General features: G+C 73.3%; 1 protein-coding gene. It reads right to left on the bottom strand.

Features of this window, described 5'->3' with window-relative positions; genetic code table 11:
* Nucleotide 1: 1 nt before the first annotated feature.
* Nucleotides 2–20,302, bottom strand: coding sequence for a type I polyketide synthase (locus AC5P1B_RS00555; RefSeq protein WP_493884108.1), 20,301 nt, complete (start codon nucleotides 20,300–20,302; stop codon nucleotides 2–4).
* Nucleotides 20,303–20,342: the final 40 nt, after the last annotated feature.

Below are 20,342 nucleotides of genomic sequence, written 5' to 3'. Positions count from 1 at the left end.
GTCACAGCTCCCCGAGTTCGCCGTCGATGAAGTCGAAGAGCTCATCGGCGGTGGCCTTTTCGAGGTCGCGTGCGGGTTCCGGGGCGTCCGGCTCGGTGCGGAAGCGGCCCCACTTGGCGAGCAGGGTCTGGAGCCGCACCGTGACCTCCTCGTACGCGGTGTCGTCCGGGGCGAGTTCAGCCAGTCCCTCCGGGGTGATCGACGAGAGGGCCGACTCCATCCGGGCCAGTTCCGCCAGCAGCGGTGCCGACACCGCGGGCTCCTCGACGTCCAGGTCCGTCAGCAGGTGTGCCGCCAGCCGACCGGGGGTCGGGTGGTCGAAGACCAGCGTGGCGGTGAGCCGGAGGCCGGTGGCGTGGCTGAGCCGGTTACGCAGCTCCACCGCGGTCAGCGAGTCGAATCCGAGCTCGTTGAACGCCTGGTCGGGTTCGATGGCGTCCGGCGAGGCGTGTCCCAGGACGTCGGCGACCTGGCCGCGGATCATGTCCAGCAGCACCGTGGCGCGGTCCGCCGCCGGCACGCTCAGCAGACGGTTCCGCAGCGGCGTGGAGTCCGTCTCGGCCTGCGCCTGTGCGGTACGCCGTACGGGCCCGCGGACCAGATCGCGCAGCAGCGGTGGCACCGCTGCCGCGCCGCCCGGCGCCAGGTCGAGACGGGTCGGCACCAGCAGTGCCTCATCCGCCGCTTCCGCGATGTCCAGCAGCGCCAGGCCCTCGGGGGTCGACAGACCCGTCATGCCGGACCTGGCTATCCGCCGCACATCGACTTCGCCGACGTTGTCGGCCATGCCGCTGTTGATACCGGCGTCGTCCGCCCACAGGCCCCAAGCCAGGGAGGTGGCCGCGAGGCCCCGCGCCCTGCGGTGGTGGGCCAGGCCGTCCAGGAAGGCGTTGGCCGCCGCGTAGTTGGCCTGGCCCGGGCCGCCGAAGACACCGGCCGCCGAGGAGAACAGGACGAACGCCGACAGCTCCAGCTCCCGGGTGAGCTCGTGCAGGTTCCATGCCGCGTCCACCTTGGGGCGCAGCACCCGGTCCACCCGCTCCGGGGTGAGCGAGCCGATCACACCGTCGTCCAGCACACCGGCGGCGTGCACCACGGCCGTCAGCGGGTGCTCCTGCGGGACTCCCGCCAGCAGCTCGGCGAGCGCGTCCCGGTCGGCCGCGTCGCAGGCGGCGATCCGTACGGCCGCGCCCAGGCCGGTGAGTTCCGCCGCCAGCTCGGCGGCGCCTTCCGCGGCTGGTCCGCGCCTGCTGGTGAGCAGCAGGCTGCGTACGCCGCGAGTGGTCACCAGGTGGCGGGCGACCAGGCTGCCGAGGGCTCCGGTGCCTCCGGTGATCAGGACGGTGCCGTCGCGCTGTGCCGACTGGACGGCCTCGGACTCGCCCCTTTCTGTGACCGGTTCATCTCCCCCAGCGTGTCCGCTGGGAGGTGCCCCCACGGCGGCGGTGACCGGTGCCGCGACGGCGACCCTGCCCAGGCGGGCGGCGTGCACGGTGCCGTCGCGCAGCGCCAGTTGGGGTTCACCGCTCGCGACCGCCGCGGGCAGCGCACGCCAGGACGGGTCCCGGTCGTCGATGTCCAGCAGGGTGAACCGGTCCGGGTTCTCGGTCTGTGCGGACCGGATGAGCCCCCAGACCGCGGCGCCGGACAGATCCGGAACGGTGTCATCGGCGTGCGCGGCCACCGCCCCCCGGGTCACCACCACCAGCCGGGCGGTGTCGAAGCGGGTGTCCGCCAGCCAGGCCTGGACCAGCCCCAGCACGCTGTGCGTGGCCGTACGTACCGCTTCCGGCAGTCGCTGCCCACCCGCGCACACCAGCACCACGTCCGGTACGGGGGTGCCCGCCGCGATGGCTTCGCCGAGCGAGGCCAGGTCCGGGAAGGAACCGGGCGCGTCGCCCGCGGCCTTGAGCCCCTCGGCCAGACCGAGCTGGTCGGAGCCCAGGACGGCCCAGGAACCGGGCGCGACGGTCTGCGGCGCGGACGGCTCGGGCAGGGTGGCCCAGTTCAGCCGGTACAGCTTGTCGTGGTGCCCGCCACGGGCGCCCGCGAACGCCTCGGCCGATACGGGCCGCAGCACCAGCGACTCCACCGAGGCGACCGGTGCGCCCGAGCCGTCGGCGACGGTGAGGGACACCGCGTCCGGGCCCGCGGGTGACAGGCGGACCCGCAGGGCGGTGGCGCCGGTCGCGTACAGCGACACGCCGGACCAGGCGAACGGCAGCCGGACCCGGCCGGTCTCGGCCACCAGGTTGCCCAGTCCGATCGCGTGCAGCGCCGCGTCCAGCAGCGCGGGGTGCAGACCGAACAGCCCGGCGTCGCCGGCGGTCTCCTGGTCCAGCGCCACCTCGGCGTACACGTCCTGGCCGCCCTGGCCGTCCTGCCATACGGCTCGCAGGCCCTGGAATACCGGGCCGTAGCCGACGCCGGTGAGCGCCAGCCGCTCGTACAGGTCGTCCACCGGGACGGGGACGGCACCGGCGGGAGGCCAGCTGCCCGTTCCGGCCGGGACCGCTGCGTCGCCGACGGCCAGCAGACCGGTGGCGTGGCGGACCCAGGGTCCGGTGTCCGAGGTGGCCGCGGTGTCCGAGACGACCGCGGGCCGGGAGTGGACGCTCAGTGGCCGCCGCCCCGAGGAGTCGGCTTCCGCGACGGTGAGTTGCACCTGGACGGCGCCCCGCTCGGGGAGCATCAGCGGGCTCTCCAGGGTCAGTTCCTCCACCCGGTCGCAGCCCGCGTGGTCACCGGCCCGTATCGCCAGCTCCACGAAGGCGGTCCCCGGCAGGAGCGCCACACCGGCGACGGCGTGGTCGGCGAGCCAGGGGTGGGTGTCCAGCGAGAGGCGGCCGGTGAACAGCAGGCTGCCGGAGCCGGGCAGTTCCACGGTGGCGCCCAGCAGCGGGTGGCCGGCCGCCGCAAGTCCGGCCGAGGTGACATCGCCGACGCCGGACGGGCGCAGCCGCGGCCAGTACGGCTGGCGCTGGAAGGCGTAGGTGGGCAGGGCCACCTGCCGGACGCCCAGGTTGGCGAACGCCGGTTCCCAGTCGACGGGAACGCCACCGACATGGGCCTCGGCCAGCGAGGTCAGGAACCGGGTGGGTCCTCCCTCGTCGCGGCGGAGCGAACCGACCGCGGTCACCTCGGTGTCGGCCTGCTCCGCGATCTGCTGCACGGCGACGGTCAGCACCGGATGCGGGCTGGCCTCCACGAACGCCCGCTGCCCGTCCGCCAGCAGGCGGCGGACGGTGGGCTCGAACAGCACCGTGCCGCGCATGTTGCTGTACCAGTACTCGGCGTTCAACTCGGCGGTGTCGATGGCCTCGCCGGTCACCGTCGAGTAGAACGGGACATCGCTCGGCCTGGGTGACACCAGGGCGAGCAGCTCCAGCAGTTCCTCCCGGAGCGGTTCGACCTGGGGGCAGTGGCTGGGCACGGTCGCGGCGATGACCCGTACGCGGATTCCGTCCGCCTCGCATTCGGCGACGAACTCCGCCAGCGGGTCCTCCTCGCCCGCCAGGGTGACCGCCGTGGGGCCGTTGATTCCGGCGACCGACAGCGCCCCGTCCCAGCGGGCGATGCGCTTGGCCGCCTCCTCGGCGGAGAGCATGGCGGAGGCGACGGCGCCCTTGCCCGCCAGCCGCGCCAGCAGGCCGCTGCGCAGCGCCACCACGCGGGCCGCGTCCTCAAGCGACAGCGCGCCCGCGACGCAGGCGGCGGCGATCTCTCCCTGGGAGTGGCCGACGACCGCCGAGGGCCGCACCCCGTAGGAGCGCCACAGTTCGGCCAGCGAGACCATCACGGAGAACAGCACCGGCTGGATGATCTCCACCCGGTCGGTGCTCGGTGCTCCGGGCGCACCGCGCAGCACCTCCATGACCGACCAGTCGAGGAACGGTGCGAAGGCGGCGGCGCACTCCGTCATCCGCTCGGCGAACACCGGGGAGGTGTCCATCAGTTCCAGGCCCATGCCCAGCCACTGGGAGCCCTGGCCGGGGAAGACGAACACCGGACCGTTGCGGGTCGCGGCCCCGGGGCCGCCCCGGACCAGACCGGGCAGCTCCCTGTCATCGGCGAGCGCGGCCAACTGATCGAGGAACTCGCCCTGTTCACCGGCCACCAGGACCGCCCGGTGGTCGAAGACCGTCCGGGTCGTGAGCAGCGAGTGGCCCAGGTCCGGCAGACGGGTGTCCGGGTGTAGCTCCAGGTGGGCCCGCAGCCGGGAGGCCTGGGCGCGTACGCCCGCCGCGGTCCTCGCGGACAGCAGCCAGGGCACCACCGGTGCCACGCCGTCGTGAACAGTGTCCTCATAGGCGGTGCCATCGTGGACAGCGCCCTCGTGGACAGCGCCGTCGTGGACAGCGCCGTCGACCCGGCGCTGATCCGCCGCTTCCGGCTGTTCCAGGATGACGTGCGCGTTGGTGCCGCTGATCCCGAAGGAGGAGACCGCCGCTCGGCGCGGCCGGTCAAGGGCGGGCCACTCGCGCGCCTCGGTGAGCAGTTCCACCGCTCCCGAGTCCCAGTCGACCTGCGACGACGGCTCATCGACATGCAGCGTCTGGGGCAGCACACCGTGCCGGATCGCCATCACCATCTTGATCACGCCTGCCGCGCCAGCGGCCGCCTGCGCGTGTCCGATGTTGGACTTGATCGAGCCGAGGAACAGCGGCTCGGCGTCCGCCTCGCGCCGCCCGTACGTGGCCAGCAGCGCCTGCGCCTCGATCGGGTCACCCAGCTTCGTACCGGTGCCGTGGGCCTCCACCACATCGACGTCCGCCGTGGACAGCCCGGCGCTGTCCAGCGCCTGCCGGATCACCCGCTGCTGGGCCGGGCCGTTCGGTGCGGTGAGCCCGTTGGAGGCACCGTCCTGGTTGACCGCGCTGCCGCGCATGATCGCCAGCACCTGGTGACCGTTGCGGCGGGCATCGGACAGCCGCTCCACCAGCAGCATGCCGACGCCCTCGCCCCAGCCGGTGCCGTTGGCGGCGTCGGAGAACGCCTTGCTCCGCCCGTCCGGGGACAGCGCGCGCTGCCGGGAGAACTCCACGAACGTACCGGGCGTGGACATCACCGTCACCCCGCCCGCCAGCGCCATCGAGCACTCCCCCGACCGCAGTGCCTGCGCGGCCAGATGCAGGGTCACCAACGACGACGAGCACGCCGTGTCCACCGTCACCGCCGGGCCTTCGAGTCCGAGGACGTACGAGACCCGGCCGGAGGCGACACTGCCCGAGCTGCCGGTGCCCGCGCCGTCGGCTTCGGAGTCCTCGCCCGCGGCCTGCGTCACGAGCACGCCGTAGTCGTGGTACATCACTCCGGCGAACACCCCGGTCCGGCTGCCCTTGAGCGAGGTCGGGTCGATCCCCGCGTGCTCGATGGCCTCCCAGGAGGTCTCCAGGAGCAGCCGCTGGTGGGGGTCCATCACCAGCGCCTCACGCGGGCTGATGCCGAAGAACGCCGGGTCGAACTGGGCGGCGTCGTAGAGGAAACCGCCCTCGTTGGTGTACGAGGTGCCGGGGCGCGACAGCTCCGGGTCGTACAGCGACTCGACGTCCCAGCCACGGTCGGTGGGGAAGACGCCGACCCCGTCGGTGCCGGTGGCGACCAACTGCCACAGATCGTCGGGCGAACTCACCCCGCCCGGGTAGTGGCAGGCCATGCCGACGATCGCGATCGGCTCCTCGGAGGCGAGGACCGTGGCGGATGCCGCCACCTCGGGCTCCGTACCGACCAGTTCGTCGCGCAACTGGCGCGCCAGCACCTGGGGGGTGGGGTAGTCGAAGACGAGGGTGGCAGGCAGCCGCAGTCCGGTGGCCTTGTTGAGCCTGTTCCGCAGCTCGACGGCGGTCAAGGAGTCGAATCCGGCTTCCCGGAACGCCTGGTCGGCGTCGACCGCGTCCGCGGAGGCGTGGCCCAGTACCGCGGCCACATGGGTGCACACCAGCTCCAGCAGTCGCTGCTCCTGGTCGGCCGGTGTGAGCCCGGCCAGCAGCCGCGCCAGTCCCGTTTCCGGGGCGGCCGCCGCCCCGCTGGTCAGCAGGCGCCGGGCGGGCGCCCGTACGAGGCCGCGCAGCAGAGCCGGGATCGCCGTGGCGTCCGGCTGGCTGCGCGGTGTGCCGAGGTCCAGGCGCATGGGCACCAGGACGGCCTCGCCGACCGTGGCCGCGCTGTCGAACAGCGCCGTGCCCTGTTCCGCGGACAGCCCGAGCATGCCCGAACGGGCAAGCCGCTGCCGGTCGGTCTCGGTCAGCGCGTCGGCCATACCGCCGGTCTGGTCCCACGGCCCCCAGGCCAGCGACTGGGCGGGCAGGCCGGATGCCGTGCGGTGGTGGGCCAGCCCGTCCAGGAACGCGTTCGCCGCCGCGTAGTTGCCCTGTCCGGCACCGCCCATGACACCCGCGACGGAGGAGAACATCACGAAGGAGGAGAGGTTCAGCTCCCGGGTCAGCTCGTGCAGGTTCCAGGCCCCGTCCACCTTGGGACGCAGCACAGCGGCCAGCCGCTCCGGCGTCAGCGAACCCACCACACCGTCGTCGGTGATTCCGGCCGCGTGCACGACAGCGGTCAGCGGATGCGCGGCCGGTATCGACGCGAGGACCGCCGCCAGTGCTTCCCGGTCGGCGACATCCACGGCGGCCACCCGCACCGACGCACCCAGCGCCGTCAGTTCGGCCGTCAGCTCCGCCGCACCAGGCGACGCCTCACCGCGGCGGCTGGTCAGCAGCAGATGGCGGACCCCGCGCTCAGTCACCAGGTGCCGGGCCAGCACCGCGCCCAGCGCACCCGAACCGCCGGTGATCAGCACCGTGCCGTCCGTCTCCGGCGCCTGTGACGCCTCCGCCCGCTCCGGCCCCTCTGGCCTTTCCGGGGCGGCGGCTGCCGCCGCATGGGCCAGCCTGGGCACCCGGACACCGCCTTGGCGCACCGCCAGCTGTGGTTCGTCAGCGGCGAGCGCGTCGGTCAGCAACCCGTCCGGGACGGGCTCCTCGTCCAGGTCCAGCAGGACGAACCGGCCGGGGTTCTCCGTCTGCGCCGAGCGCACCAGGCCCCACACCGCCGCACCCGCCAGATCCGGCACCCCGTCCCCGGCGTTGGCGGCCACCGCGCCCCGTGTCACCAGCACCAGACGCGAGGAAGCGAACCGCTCATCGGCCAACCACGACTGCGCCAACTCCAGTACGGCGGCCGCGCTCTCGTGTACGGGCCCGGCCGCCACGCCGGTACCGGCGACACACGCGAACACCACGTCAGGCACCGGGCCGTCCAGCGCGGACAGGTCCGCGTGGGCGCGGACGCCCTGCCCTGCCGAGCCGAGCACCGTACCGATCCCGAACACATCGGCGCCCACCAGCGCCCAGGAACCGACCGGCGCACCCGTACCCCGCTCGGGCAGCGGGGACCACTCCAGCCGGAACAGGGAGTCCTGGGCACCGCCCCGGGCCGCCTCCAGCTGCCCGGCGCTCACCGGTCGCAGCGACAGCGACTCGACAGCGGCCACCGGCACGCCAGCGGTGTCGGTGACCGTCAGCGACACCGTGTCCGCGCCCACACCGGAGCGGGACAGCCGTACCCGCACCGCCCGCGCGCCCGCGGCGTGCAGGCTCACACCCGACCAGGCGAAGGGCAGCCGGGCCTGGCCGGTGGCCTCGATCAGGTCGCCGAGACCGACCGCGTGCAACGCCGCGTCCAGCAGCGCCGGATGCAGCCCGAACTGCCCGGCGACCTCCGCGACGTCCTCGTCCAGCGCGACCTCGGCGAACACCTCACCGGCACGCACCCACACCGCGCGTACGCCCTGGAAAGCCGGTCCGTAGACCAGGCCCGCGGCGGCGAACCCGTCGTACAGGCCCTCGATCGGCACCGGGACCGCGTCCGGCGGCGGCCAGGCCGCCGTCGGCTCGGTCAGCGGTACCGGACCGGCGGCCGGGGCCAGCAGGCCGCTGGCGTGGCGCGTCCACGGCTGCCCCACCGTCCGGGAGTGGATGCTCAGCGCGCGGCGGCCCGAGGTGTCCGCGTCGCCGACCGCCAACTGCACCTGTACCGCGCCCCGTTCGGGGAACAGTAGCGGTGCTTCCAGCGTCAGTTCCTCCAGATACCCGCAGTCGACCTGGTCACCGGCCCGGATGGCCAGCTCCACGAAGGCCGTGCCAGGCAGCAGCACCGAGCCGAGCACCCCGTGGTCGGCAAGCCACGGGTGGGTGTCAAGCGACAGCCGGCCGGTCAGCAACAGCCCACCGGTGCCGGGGATCTCGACAGCGGCACCCAGCAGCGGGTGGTCCGCCGCGCTCAGGCCCGCCAGTTCGACGTCGCCCGCCGACACACCGGCCTCCAGCCAGTACCGCTGGTGCTGGAAGGCGTACGTCGGCAACTCGACCCGCTTGCCGCCCCGGCCCGCGAAGAACTCCGCCCAGTCCAGCGGCACCCCACGGGCGTGGGCCTGGGCGACCGCGGCGGTCAGGCTCTCGGCCTCCGGCCGCGCACCGCGCAGCAGCGGCACGCTCAGCGCGTCGAGGTCGTCGGGCAGGGACTCCTGGCTCATCGCCGAGAGCACGCCGTCGGGACCCAGCTCGATCAGCGTCCGTACGCCGTACTCGGCGAGGGTACGGACGCCGTCGGCGAACCGGACCGCCGCACGGACATGCCGCACCCAGTACTCCGGGGAGCACAGGTCCTCGGCGGTGGCCAGCTCACCCGTCACATTCGATACGACCGGGATACGCGGCGCGCTGTAGGACAGCCCCTCGGCGACCCGCCGGAAGTCGGCCAGCATCGGCTCCATCAACGGCGAGTGGAAAGCGTGCGAGACCGTCAGCCGCTTGGTCTTACGACCCTGCTCAGCGAACCCGGCCGCGATCTCGTTGACCGTGTCGTCGTCGCCCGACATCACCACGGACGAGGGCCCATTGACGGCGGCGATCGACACCCGGTCCGTACGTCCCTCAAGCGCGGACGCCACCTCGGCCTCGGTCGCCTGTACGGCCACCATCGCGCCACCGGCAGGCAGCGCCTGCATCAACCGGCCTCGCGCCGTCACCAGAACACACGCGTCCGCAAGTGACCACACACCGGCCACATAAGCGGCGGCCAGCTCACCAATGGAGTGACCCGCCAGATAGTCCGGCGCCAATCCCCAAGAGTCCACCAGCCGGAACAACGCCACCTCAAGCGCGAACAACCCCGCCTGAGCGAACACCGTCCGGTCGATCAACTCCGCGTCGCCGAACACCACCTCACGCAGCGGCCTGTCCAACTCAGCGTCGAACCGCGCACACACCTCGTCAAAGGCGCCAGCGAACACCGGGAACGTCTCATAGAGCTCACGCCCCATCCCGGCCCGCTGCGCGCCCTGCCCCGTGAACAGGAACCCGGTGCGGCCCTCGCCCGTGCCCACCGAGCCCTGGAAGAGGCCCGGCGCGCTGCCGTCCCCGATCAGCGAGGCCAGCCCGGCCAGAAGTTCGTCCCGGTCCGCGCCGACCACCGCGGCCCGGTGCTCCAGGGCCGCCCGGGACGTCGCCAGGGACATCCCCACATCGACCGGCTTCAGTTCCGGCGCGTCCAGCACATGGGCGCGCAGCCGCTGGGCCTGGGCCCGGAGGGCCGGGCCGGTCTTTCCGGAGAGAATCCACGGCACGACCGGCGACACCACCGTCACCGGCTGCGGCTCATCGGCGGGTTCGTCCTGCGGCGCCTGCTCAAGCACCGTGTGCGCGTTGGTGCCGCTGATGCCGAACGAGGACACCGCGGCCCGGCGCGGACGGCCGCTCTCCGGCCACTCCCGCGTCTCGGTCAGCAGCTCCACCGCACCCGCGGACCAGTCGACCTGGGAGGACGGCTCATCCACGTGCAAGGTGCGCGGCAGTACGCCGTGCCGCATCGCCATCACCATCTTGATCACGCCGGCCACACCCGCTGCCGCCTGCGCGTGCCCGATGTTGGACTTCACCGAGCCCAGCCACAGCGGCTGCTCGGCGTCCCGCTCCTGGCCGTAGGTGGCCAGCAGCGCCTGTGCCTCGATCGGGTCACCCAGCTTCGTGCCGGTGCCGTGCGCCTCCACCGCGTCGACGTCCGCCATGGACAGCCGCGCGTTCGCCAGCGCCTGCCGGATCACCCGCTGCTGCGACGGGCCGTTCGGCGCCGTCAGACCATTGGACGCGCCGTCCTGGTTGACCGCCGAGCCGCGTACCACCGCCAGCACCCGGTGACCGTTGCGCTGGGCGTCGGACAGGCGCTCCACCAGCAGTACGCCGACGCCCTCGCCCCAGCCGGTGCCGTCGGCCGCGTCGGCGAACGACTTGCACCGGCCGTCCGTGGCGAGGCCGCGCTGCCGGGAGAACTGTACGAAGGTGGCCGCGCTCGGCATCACCGTGACGCCGCCCGCCAGCGCGAGCGTGCATTCGCCCGAGCGCAGGGCCTGCACCGCCAGGTGCAGCGCCACCAGCGAGGACGAGCAGGCGGTGTCCACCGTGACAGCCTGGCCTTCGAGCCCGAAGGTGTAGGCCACCCGGCCGGACACCACACTGGACGAGGTGCCGGTCATGGCGTAGCCCTCGACGCTTTCGGCGGCGGAGTCGAAGCCGGAACCGTAACCCTGATACCCCGATCCGGCGAACACTCCGGTCGGGCTGCCCTTCAGGACGGCCGGGTTGATGCCGGCGTTCTCGATGGCCTCCCAGGAAGCCTCAAGCAGCAGCCGCTGGTGCGGGTCCATCGCCAGCGCCTCACGCGGCGAGATGCCGAACATCGCGGGGTCGAAGTTCCCCGCGTCGTAGAGGAAGCCACCCTCGCGGACATAGGCGGTGCCGGGGCGGTCGGGGTCCGGGTCGTACAGCTTCTCCAGGTCCCAGCCGCGGTCGGCGGGGAATTCCCCGATGCCGTCCGTGCCGGTGGCCACCAGCCGCCACAGGTCCTCGGGTGAGCTCACCCCGCCCGGGTAGCGGCAGGCCATGCCCACGATGGCGATCGGTTCTTCGGACTGTGCGGCGACGACCGGCGTGGGGGCGACGGGCGGCGCGTCGGCGCCCCGCAGTTCCCTCCCCAGGTGCTCGGCCAGGACGGCCGCGGTGGGGAAGTCGTAGACGAGGGTCGAGGGAAGACGCAGGCCTGTGACGGCGTTCATCCGGTTGCGGAGTTCGACCGCGGTCAGCGAGTCGAAGCCGAGTTCCTTGAACGAGCGCTCGGCGGCCACCTCGTCCAGCGACGTGTAGCCCAGCACGCCCACCACCTCGGCGCGTACCAGTTCGGACAGCGCCCGGCCGCGTTCGGCCTCCGGCATCCCGCGCAGGCGGCGTGCCAGTGCCGATTCGTCGGTGGGCTCGCTGTGCTTGTCCGCCTCTTCGGCGTCCAGCGCCTGCCGGACGTCCGGCAGGTCGCCGATGAGCGGACGCGGGCGCGCGACGGCGAAGCCCGGCAGGAACTGCTCCCACACCACGTCGGCGACGGCCAGCACGGAGTCGTCGTGGTCCATGGCCTGTTGCAGTGCCGCGATGGCGAGTCGAGGCTGCAGGGGCAGCAGTCCACCCCGGCGCAGTTGTGCCTCGCCTGCCTCGTCGGCCGCCGCCATGCCCACCTCTCCCCACGGTCCCCAGGCGAGGGCGGTCGCGGCCTGGCCGCGGTCGCGGCGCCGTTGGGCGAGGGCGTCCAGATAGGCGTTGGCCGCGGCGTAGGCGGCCTGGCCGCCACTGCCCCAGATGCCGGAGATGGAGGAGAACAGGACGAACGCGTCCAGCGGCAGGTCGCCCAGCAGTTCGTCCAGGTTCCGGGCGCCGGCGACCTTGCCGGTCACCACGTTCGCGAATTCCTCGCCGCTCATGTCGGCGAGGGGCACGAACTGGCCGATACCGGCGGCGTGGACGACCGCCCGCACCGGCTGATCGGCCGGCAGCTCGTCCAGGAGGCGCGCCAGCGCGTCCCGGTCCGCGACATCGCAGGCCGCCACCGTCACCTCGGCGCCGAGCCCGGTCAGTTCGTCCCGCAGCTCCGCGGCGCCTTCGGCGGCGATGCCACGGCGGCTGGTGAGCACGAGGTGTCCGACGCCGTTACGGGCCAGCCAGCGGGCGACCTCGGCGCCCAGCGCACCGGTGCCGCCGGTCACCAGTACGGTGCCACGCGGGCACCACGGGGTCTCGGCCGCTTCCGGCCGGGGTGCGTGGCCGAGGCGCCGGACGAACACGCCTGAGGCGCGTACCGCCAGCTGGTCCTCGTCACCGATCCCGGCCAGCGCACCGGCCAGCCGCCGGATCGCGGGCTCGTCCACCGTCTCGGGAACGTCGACGAGACCGCCCCAACGGTCGGCGTGCTCCAGCCCGACCACGCGGCCGAGGCCCCAGATCTGTGCCTGCGTCTCACTCGTCAGCCGGTCGGACCGGCCCACCGACACCGCGCCGCGGGTCAGGCACCACAGCGGCGCCATGACCTCCGCGTCACCCAGGGCACGTACCAGTTCCGCTGTGGACCACAGGCCCGCGGAGACCCCGGGGTGGTGCGGGTGGGCGGTCTCGTCCCATGCGAGGAACGACAGCACTCCGGTGAGGGGCCCGTCGACCTCCGACAGTCGCTGCGCGAGGCCGGCGCGATCGGCCCCGGCGGCGCTCACGGTGAGCACCACGGTCTGTGCCCCGCGCGCGTCCACGGCGGGAACGCAACGCTCGACCCACTCATGGTCCCCATGCCCCTCGGGCACCACGACGAGCCAGGTCCCCGACAGCGCGGGCGCGGGAGTCTCCGGCACCGGCTTCCAGGTGATCCGGTAGCGCCACGAGTCGACAACCGACTGGGTACGGTGCCGCTTGCGCCATGCGGACAGCACCGGCAGCACCACACTCAGCGAATCCTGCTCGGCCTCGCCGACCTGCAGGGTCCCGGCGACGGCCGCCACATCGGCACGCTCCACGGCGTCCCAGAAGGCTGTGTCCACCGGGTCCACCGCGTTCGCACGGTCACCGGCTCCGGTCGCCGTGGTCGCCGTCCAGTACCGCTGCCGCTGGAAGGCGTACGTCGGCAACTCCACCGGCCCGGCGCCTCGGCCCGCGAAGACCTGTGCCCAGTCGACCGGGACTCCCCGGACGTGGGCACGGGAGACCGCTGTGGTCAGGGTCTGCGCCTCGGGGCGGTCGGCCCGCAGCACGGGCACGAATTCCGTCCCGGAGTCGGCCACGCTGTCCTGCCCCATCGCGGACAGCACCCCGTCGGGGCCCAACTCCACGAAGGTGGCCACACCCTGGTCGGTGAGCGTACGGATGCCGTCCGCGAACCGGACCGCCTCCCGGACATGCCGCACCCAGTACTCCGGGGCACACAGGTCCTCAGAAGTGGCCAGCTCACCGGTCACATTCGATACGACGGGGATGCGCGGCGCGCTGTACGACAGCCCCTCGGCCACCCGCCGGAACTCCGCCAGCATCGGCTCCATACGCGGCGAGTGGAAAGCGTGCGACACCGTCAGCCGCTTGGTCTTACGACCCTCGGCCCGGAAACCCTCCGCGATCTCGGTGACCGCGTCCTCATCGCCCGAAAGCACCACGGAAGACGGGCCGTTGACGGCGGCGATCGACACCCGGTCCGTACGCCCCTCAAGCGCCGAGGCCACGTCGGCCTCGGTCGCCTGCACCGCGACCATCGCACCACCGGCGGGCAGCGCCTGCATCAACCGGCCACGCGCCGCCACCAGCACACACGCGTCGGCCAACGACCACACACCCGCCACGTACGCCGCCGACAACTCACCGATGGAATGACCCGCCAGATAATCCGGCACCACACCCCACGACTCGACCAGCCGGAACAACGCCACCTCAAGCGCGAACAACCCCGCCTGGGCGTAGACGGTGCGGTCGATCAGACCGCGACCGTCCTCGGACCACATCACCTCACGCAACGGCACGTCCAGCTCGGCGTCGAACCGCGCGCACACCGCGTCGAACGCCTCCGCGAACACCGGGAACGCCTCGTACAGTTCACGGCCCATCCCGGCCCGCTGCGCACCCTGCCCCGTGAAGAGGAACCCGACCCGGCCGCCGTCGAGCACCGAACCCCGCACCAGCCCCGGCGCGTCCCGGTCCTCCGCCAGCGCGGCCAGTCCGGCGACGAACTCGTCCCGGCTGGTCGCGACCAGAGCGGCCCGGTGCGCCAACGCCGCCCGGGTGGTGGCCAGCGCGTGGCCCACGTCGAGGAGTCCGTCCTCGGTGTGGGTTTCCAGCCGCTCCTTCAGGCGCAGCGCCTGGGCCCGCAGTGCGGCCTTCGTCCTGCCTGCCAGCACCCAGGGCACCACCGGCGACGTCACCACGGGCGCGGTCGGCGCGGTGGTGCTCTCCGTGTCCGGTGCCTGCTCGATGATGGTGTGCGCGTTGGTGCCGCTGATGCCGAACGAGGACACCGCGGCCCGGCGCGGGCGGCCCGGGTCCGACCACTCCCGCTCCTCGGTCAGCAGCTCCACCGCGCCCGCCGACCAGTCGACCTGGGTCGAGGGGGCGTCCACGTGGAGGGTCCGCGGCAGTACGCCATGCCGCATCGCCATCACCATCTTGATCACACCGGCCACACCCGCTGCCGACTGCGTGTGCCCGATGTTGGACTTCACCGAGCCCAGCCACAACGGCCGCTCGGCGTCTCGTCCCTGACCGTAGGTGGCCAGCAGCGCCTGCGCCTCGATCGGGTCACCCAGCCTGGTGCCGGTGCCGTGCGCCTCCACCACGTCGACGTCCGCCGTGGACAGTCCACCGCTGGCGAGCGCCTGCCGGATCACCCGCTGCTGGGCGGGGCCGTTCGGTGCGGTGAGCCCGTTGGAGGCACCGTCCTGGTTGACCGCCGAGCCGCGCACCACCGCGAGCACCCGGTGGCCGTCGCGGCGGGCGTCGGACAGCCGCTCCACCAGGAGGACGCCGACGCCCTCGCCCCAGCCGGTGCCGTCCGCCGCGTCGGCGAACGACTTGCACCGGCCGTCGGCCGCGAGACCGCGCTGCCGGGAGAACTCCACGAAACTGTCCGCGGTGGGCATGACCGCGACACCGCCGACGAGCGCCAGCGAGCACTCCCCCGACCGCAGCGCCTGCGCGGCCAGATGCAGAGCCACCAAGGACGAGGAGCATGCCGTGTCCACCGTCACCGCGGGGCCTTCGAGCCCGAGGGCGTAGGCGATGCGGCCGGAGGCGACGCTGGTCGAGATGCCGGTGAGCGAGTGCTCGGTCCCGTCGTCACCGTGGCCGCCGATGCCGTATCCCTGGTAGCTGGCGCCGACGAACACGCCGCCCTGGCTGCCCTTGAGCGAGGTCGGGTCGATGCCCGCCCGCTCCACGGCCTCCCAGGAGGTCTCCAGGAGCAGCCGCTGCTGCGGGTCGGTCGCCGCTGCCTCGCGCGGCGAGATGCCGAACATTCCGGGGTCGAAGTCCCCGGCGTCGTAGAGGAAGCCGCCTTCGCGGGCGTAGGACGTCCCGGGGTGGTCGGGGTCGGGGTGGTAGACCGCGTCGATGTCCCAGCCGCGGTCGGTGGGGAAGTCGCCGATGCCGTCGCCGCCGGTGGCCACCAGGCGCCACAGGTCCTCGGGCGAGCCGACGCCGCCCGGGTAGCGGCAGGCCATGCCGACGATCGCGACCGGCTCGTCGGTGTGGGCGGCGGTCGCGGGGAGCGGGGCGTGCGCCTGGTTCTCGCCGCCCAGCAGTTCGTCACGGATGTGCTCGGCCAGGGCGGCGGGCGTCGGGTGGTCGAAGACGAGGGTGGCGGGGAGGCGCAGCCCGGTGCGGGTGCCCAGCCGGTTGCGCAGTTCCACGGCGGTCAGCGAGTCGAAGCCGAGGTCCCGGAAGGCGCGTCCGGACTCCACGGTGTCCGAGGCGGCATGGCCCAGGATTCCGGCGGTCTCGGTGCGTACCAGGTCCAGCAGGAGGCGGAGCCGCTCGGCCTCGGGAAGCGCGGTCAGGTGGCGCAGCAAGGTCGGGGCGCCGTCGTCCGGGGCGACATCCGTGACCAGGGCGCTGCGGACCTCCGGCAGATCGCCGAGCAGCGGGCTCTGGCGTACGGCGGTGAAGCCGGTGAGGAAGCGGTCCCAGCGCACATCGGCGACGGCCACGGCCGGGTCGTCGTTCTCGACGGCCTGGCGCAGCGCGGCGATGCCGAGTTCGGGGGCGAGCGCGAGTAGGCCGCGGCGGCGCAGATGGTCCTCGGCCCCGCCTTCCGCCATGCCGCCGCCGCTCCACGGGCCCCAGGCCACCGAGGTGGCGGGGAGGCCGCGGTCGCGGCGCTGTTCGGCGAGGGCGTCCAGGTAGGCGTTGGCCGCGGCGTAGGCGCCTTGGCCGCCGCTGCCCCAGACGGCGGAGATGGAGGAGTACAGGACGAAGGCGTCGAGGGGCGTGTCGCCGAGCAGTTCGTCGAGGTTGCGGGCGCCGGCCACCTTGGCGCGCAGTACGTCGGCGAGTTCGGTCAGGTCGGTGTCGGCGATCGGGGTGAACTGGCCGGCGCCCGCGGCGTGCACCACCGCGCTGAGGGGTGCCTGGGCGGGCACGGCGGCGAGCACGTTCGCCAGCGCGTCCCGGTCGGCGACGTCACAGGCCGCCACGGTCACGTCCGCGCCGAGCGCCGCGAGTTCCTCCCGCAGTTCCTCCGCACCCGGTGCCGCGAGTCCCCTGCGGCTGGTCAGGATGAGGTGTTCGGCGCCGTTACGGGCGAGCCAGCGGGCGAACTCGGCGCCCAGCGCGCCGGTACCGCCGGTCACCAGTACGGTGCCGCGCGGGCGCCAGGGGGTGACCACCGATTCGGCGCGGGGGGCGCGGGCGAGCCGCCGGACGAACACGCCGGAGGCGCGCACCGCCACCTGGTCCTCGTTGCCTTCCCCGGCCAGGACCCGCAGCACCCGGGTCAGCGACCGCTCGTCCAGCGCTTCGGGCAGATCGAGCAGTCCGCCCCAGCGGTCGGGGTGTTCCAGGGCCACGACGCGGCCCAGGCCCCAGGTCTGGGCCTGTGCCGGGGCGGCCGGGTGGTCGGAGCGGCCGACCGAGACCGCGCCGCGGGTGAGGCACCACAGCGGCGCCGCCACCTCGGCTTCCCCGAGGGCCCGTATCAGCTCCAGCGTGGCGGCCAGGCCGAAGGTGACCTCGGGGTGCTCCGGGTGGGGGGATACGTCCAGGGCCAGGAAGGACAGCACACCGGCGGGTGCCGGGGATTCGGCGATCGCCGCGCGCAGTCGTGGCAGCAGCGACGCGGCGGTGCGGGTGGCCGTGTCGATCTCGACCAGTGTGGGCTCGGCGCCGGAGGCGCGCAGTCCGTCGAGCAGCGCCGTGGCCGCGTCGGAGTGGCCTTCCGGCACCAGCGCGATCCAGTTGCCCGTGAGCGCCACCGGGTCGGTGGAGTGCGCCACGGGCTTCCAGGTGATCCGGTAGCGCCAGGAGTCCACCACGGACTGCGTACGGTGCCGCTGCCGCCAGGAGGACAGCACCGGCAGCACCGTGCTCAGCGAGGACCGCTCTTCCTCGCCCACCTCCAGGGTGTCGGCGAACGCCGCCACGTCGGCGCGCTCCACGGCGTCCCAGAACGCGGCGTCCGCGGGGTCGGCCGAGCGGGCCTCCGCGGTGGCTTCCGGCCAGTACCTCTCGCGCTGGAAGGCGTAGGTCGGAAGATCGGTGGGTACTGCTCCGCGCCCGGCGAAGAAGCGCGCCCAGTCGACGCGTGCGCCCTGGATGTGGGCGTGCGCGACGGCGGTGGTCAGGGTCTGTGCTTCGGGGCGCCCGGCGCGCAGCACGGGCACCGACAGGGCGCCGGGCTCGGCCGCATTGTCGTGCACCAGGGCCGACAGCACGCCGTCAGGGCCCAGCTCGATCAGGGTCCGCACGCCGTGCTCGTTCAATGTGCGCACGCCGTCGGCGAACCGGACCGCCGCACGCACATGCCGCACCCAGTACTCCGGGTCGCAGATGTCCTGTGCGGTGGCGAGCGCACCGGTCACGTTCGACACGACCGGGATACGCGGCGCCTCGTACGACAGGCTCTCGGCGACCTCGCGGAACTGGGCCAGCATCGGCTCCATCCGGGGGGAGTGGAACGCGTGCGAGACCGACAGCCGCTTCGTCTTACGGCCCTGCTCGGCGAATGTGGCCGCGATCTCGGCGACGGCGTCCGCGTCCCCTGAGATCACCACCGACGCCGGGCCGTTGACCGCGGCGACCGACACCCGGTCCCGGTATCCCTCCAGCGCCCGGTCCATCTCGTCCTCGGCCGCCCGCACCGCCACCATCGCCCCGCCGGACGGCAGTGCCTGCATCAGCCGGCCGCGCGCGGCGACCAGCGCGCACGCGTCCGTGAGCGACCACACACCCGCCACGTACGCGGCCGACAGCTCACCGATCGAGTGGCCGAGCAGCAGTCGCGGGCGAACGCCCCAGGACTCCAGGAGCCGGAAGAGCGCGACCTCAAGCGCGAACAGCCCCGCCTGCGCGAACACCGTTCGGTCCAGCGACTCCCCGCCGCCGAACACCACCTCGCGCAGCGAACGGTCCAGCACACCCTCGAACCCGGCACACACCGCGTCGAACGCCTCGGCGAACACCGGGAAGGTCTCGTGGAGTTCCCGGCCCATCCCGCCGCGCTGCGAGCCCTGGCCGGTGAACAGGAACCCGGTCCCGCTCTCCTCGGCGGCCACGCCCTGGGTGAGTCCCGGCGCGCTCCGGCCCTCGGCCAGCGCCTCCAGTCCGGCGAGGAGTTCATCCCGCGTACCGGCGACCACGGCGGCCCGGTGCTCCAGGGCCGCTCGCGACGTCGCCAGGGACAGCCCCACATCGGCGGGCCTCAGGTCCGGCGCGTCCAGCACATGGGCGCGCAGCCGCCGTGCCTGAGCGCGCAGCGCGTCCGCCGTCCTGCCGGACAGCGCCCACGGCACCACGGGCGACTCCACCGTCACCGGCTCGGCCTCGGGGGTGGGCCCGTCGAGCGGTGCCTGCTCCAGCACGGCGTGCGCGTTGGTGCCGCTGATGCCGAAGGAGGACACCGCGGCCCGGCGCGGACGGCCCGACTCCGGCCACTGCCGCGCCTCGGCCAGCAGCTCCACCGCGCCCGAGGACCAGTCCACCTGCGTCGTGGGCTCGTCGACGTGCAGGGTGCGCGGCAGTACGCCGTGCCGCATCGCCATCACCATCTTGATCACACCGGCCACGCCCGCGGCGCCTTGGGTGTGCCCGATGTTCGACTTCACCGAGCCCAGCCACAGCCCGCGGTCGGCGTCGCGGCCCTGCCCGTAGGTGGCGAGCAGCGCCTGCGCCTCGATGGGGTCGCCCAGCTTCGTGCCGGTGCCGTGCGCCTCCACCGCGTCGATGTCGGCCGTGGACAGCCGCGCGTTCGCCAGCGCCTGCCGGATGACCCGCTGCTGGGCGGGCCCGTTCGGCGCGGTCAGGCCGTTGGACGCGCCGTCCTGGTTGACCGCCGAGCCGCGCACCAGCGCCAGCACCTGGTGGCCGTTGCGCTGGGCGTCGGAAAGCCGTTCGAGCAGCAGGACGCCGGCGCCCTCGGCCATGCCCATGCCGTCCGCGGACGCGGCGAACGCCTTCGACCGGCCGTCCTGCGCGACACCGCGCTGCCGGGAGAACTCGACCAGCGCGCCGGGGGTCGCCATGACCGTCACGCCACCGGCCAGCGCGAGCGAGCACTCGCCCTTCCGCAGCGCGTGCGCGGCCAGGTGGAGTGCCACCAGCGACGAGGAACACGCCGTGTCCACCGTCACCGCCGGGCCTTCGAGGCCGAGTGTGTAGGCCACCCGGCCGGAGAGCACACTGCCCGAGGTGCCGGTGCCCACATAGCCTTCGGCTTCTCCGGGTGCCGTGCCGAAAAGGGCCGCGTAGTCCTGGCTGCTTATTCCGGCGAATACGGCGGTCTGGCTGCCCTTGAGCGAGACCGGGTCGATTCCCGCCCTTTCGAAGACCTCCCAGGAGGTTTCCAGCAGCAGCCGCTGGTGCGGGTCCATGGCCAGCGCCTCGCGCGGGCTGATTCCGAAGAATCCGGCGTCGAATTCCCCCGCGTCGTGCAGGAATCCGCCGGTGCGGACATAGGACTTCCCCGAGGCGTCGGGGTCCGGGTCGTACAGCCCGTCCAGGTCCCAGCCGCGGTCGGCGGGAAGGCCGGTGATCGCGTCGGAACCGGATTCCACGAGCTGCCACAACTCCTCGGGGGAGCTGACGCCCCCGGGGTAGCGGCAGCTCATCGCCACGATCGCGATCGGCTCCTGCTCCTTGTCGGTGACCTCGCGCAGCCGGTCGTGGGCCTCGCCGAGTTCGGCGGTCATGCGCTTGAGGTACGCGCGAAGCTTGTCTTCATTCGCCATGGGAGCAGCATCCATTCACGCTTGCGGGGAAAATGCGGGTCACGTTGTCGGGAGA

The sequence above is a fragment of the Streptomyces sp. A01 genome, assembly GCF_059026195.1.
Note: the sequence above shows the minus strand (reverse complement) of the source record. Positions and strands in the feature narration are given on the sequence as shown.

Coding starts and splice junctions, on each gene's coding strand:
- AC5P1B_RS00555 (WP_493884108.1), bottom strand. CDS start 20,302: ATGGATGCTGCTCCCATGGCGAATGAAGACAAGCTTCGCGCGTACCTC.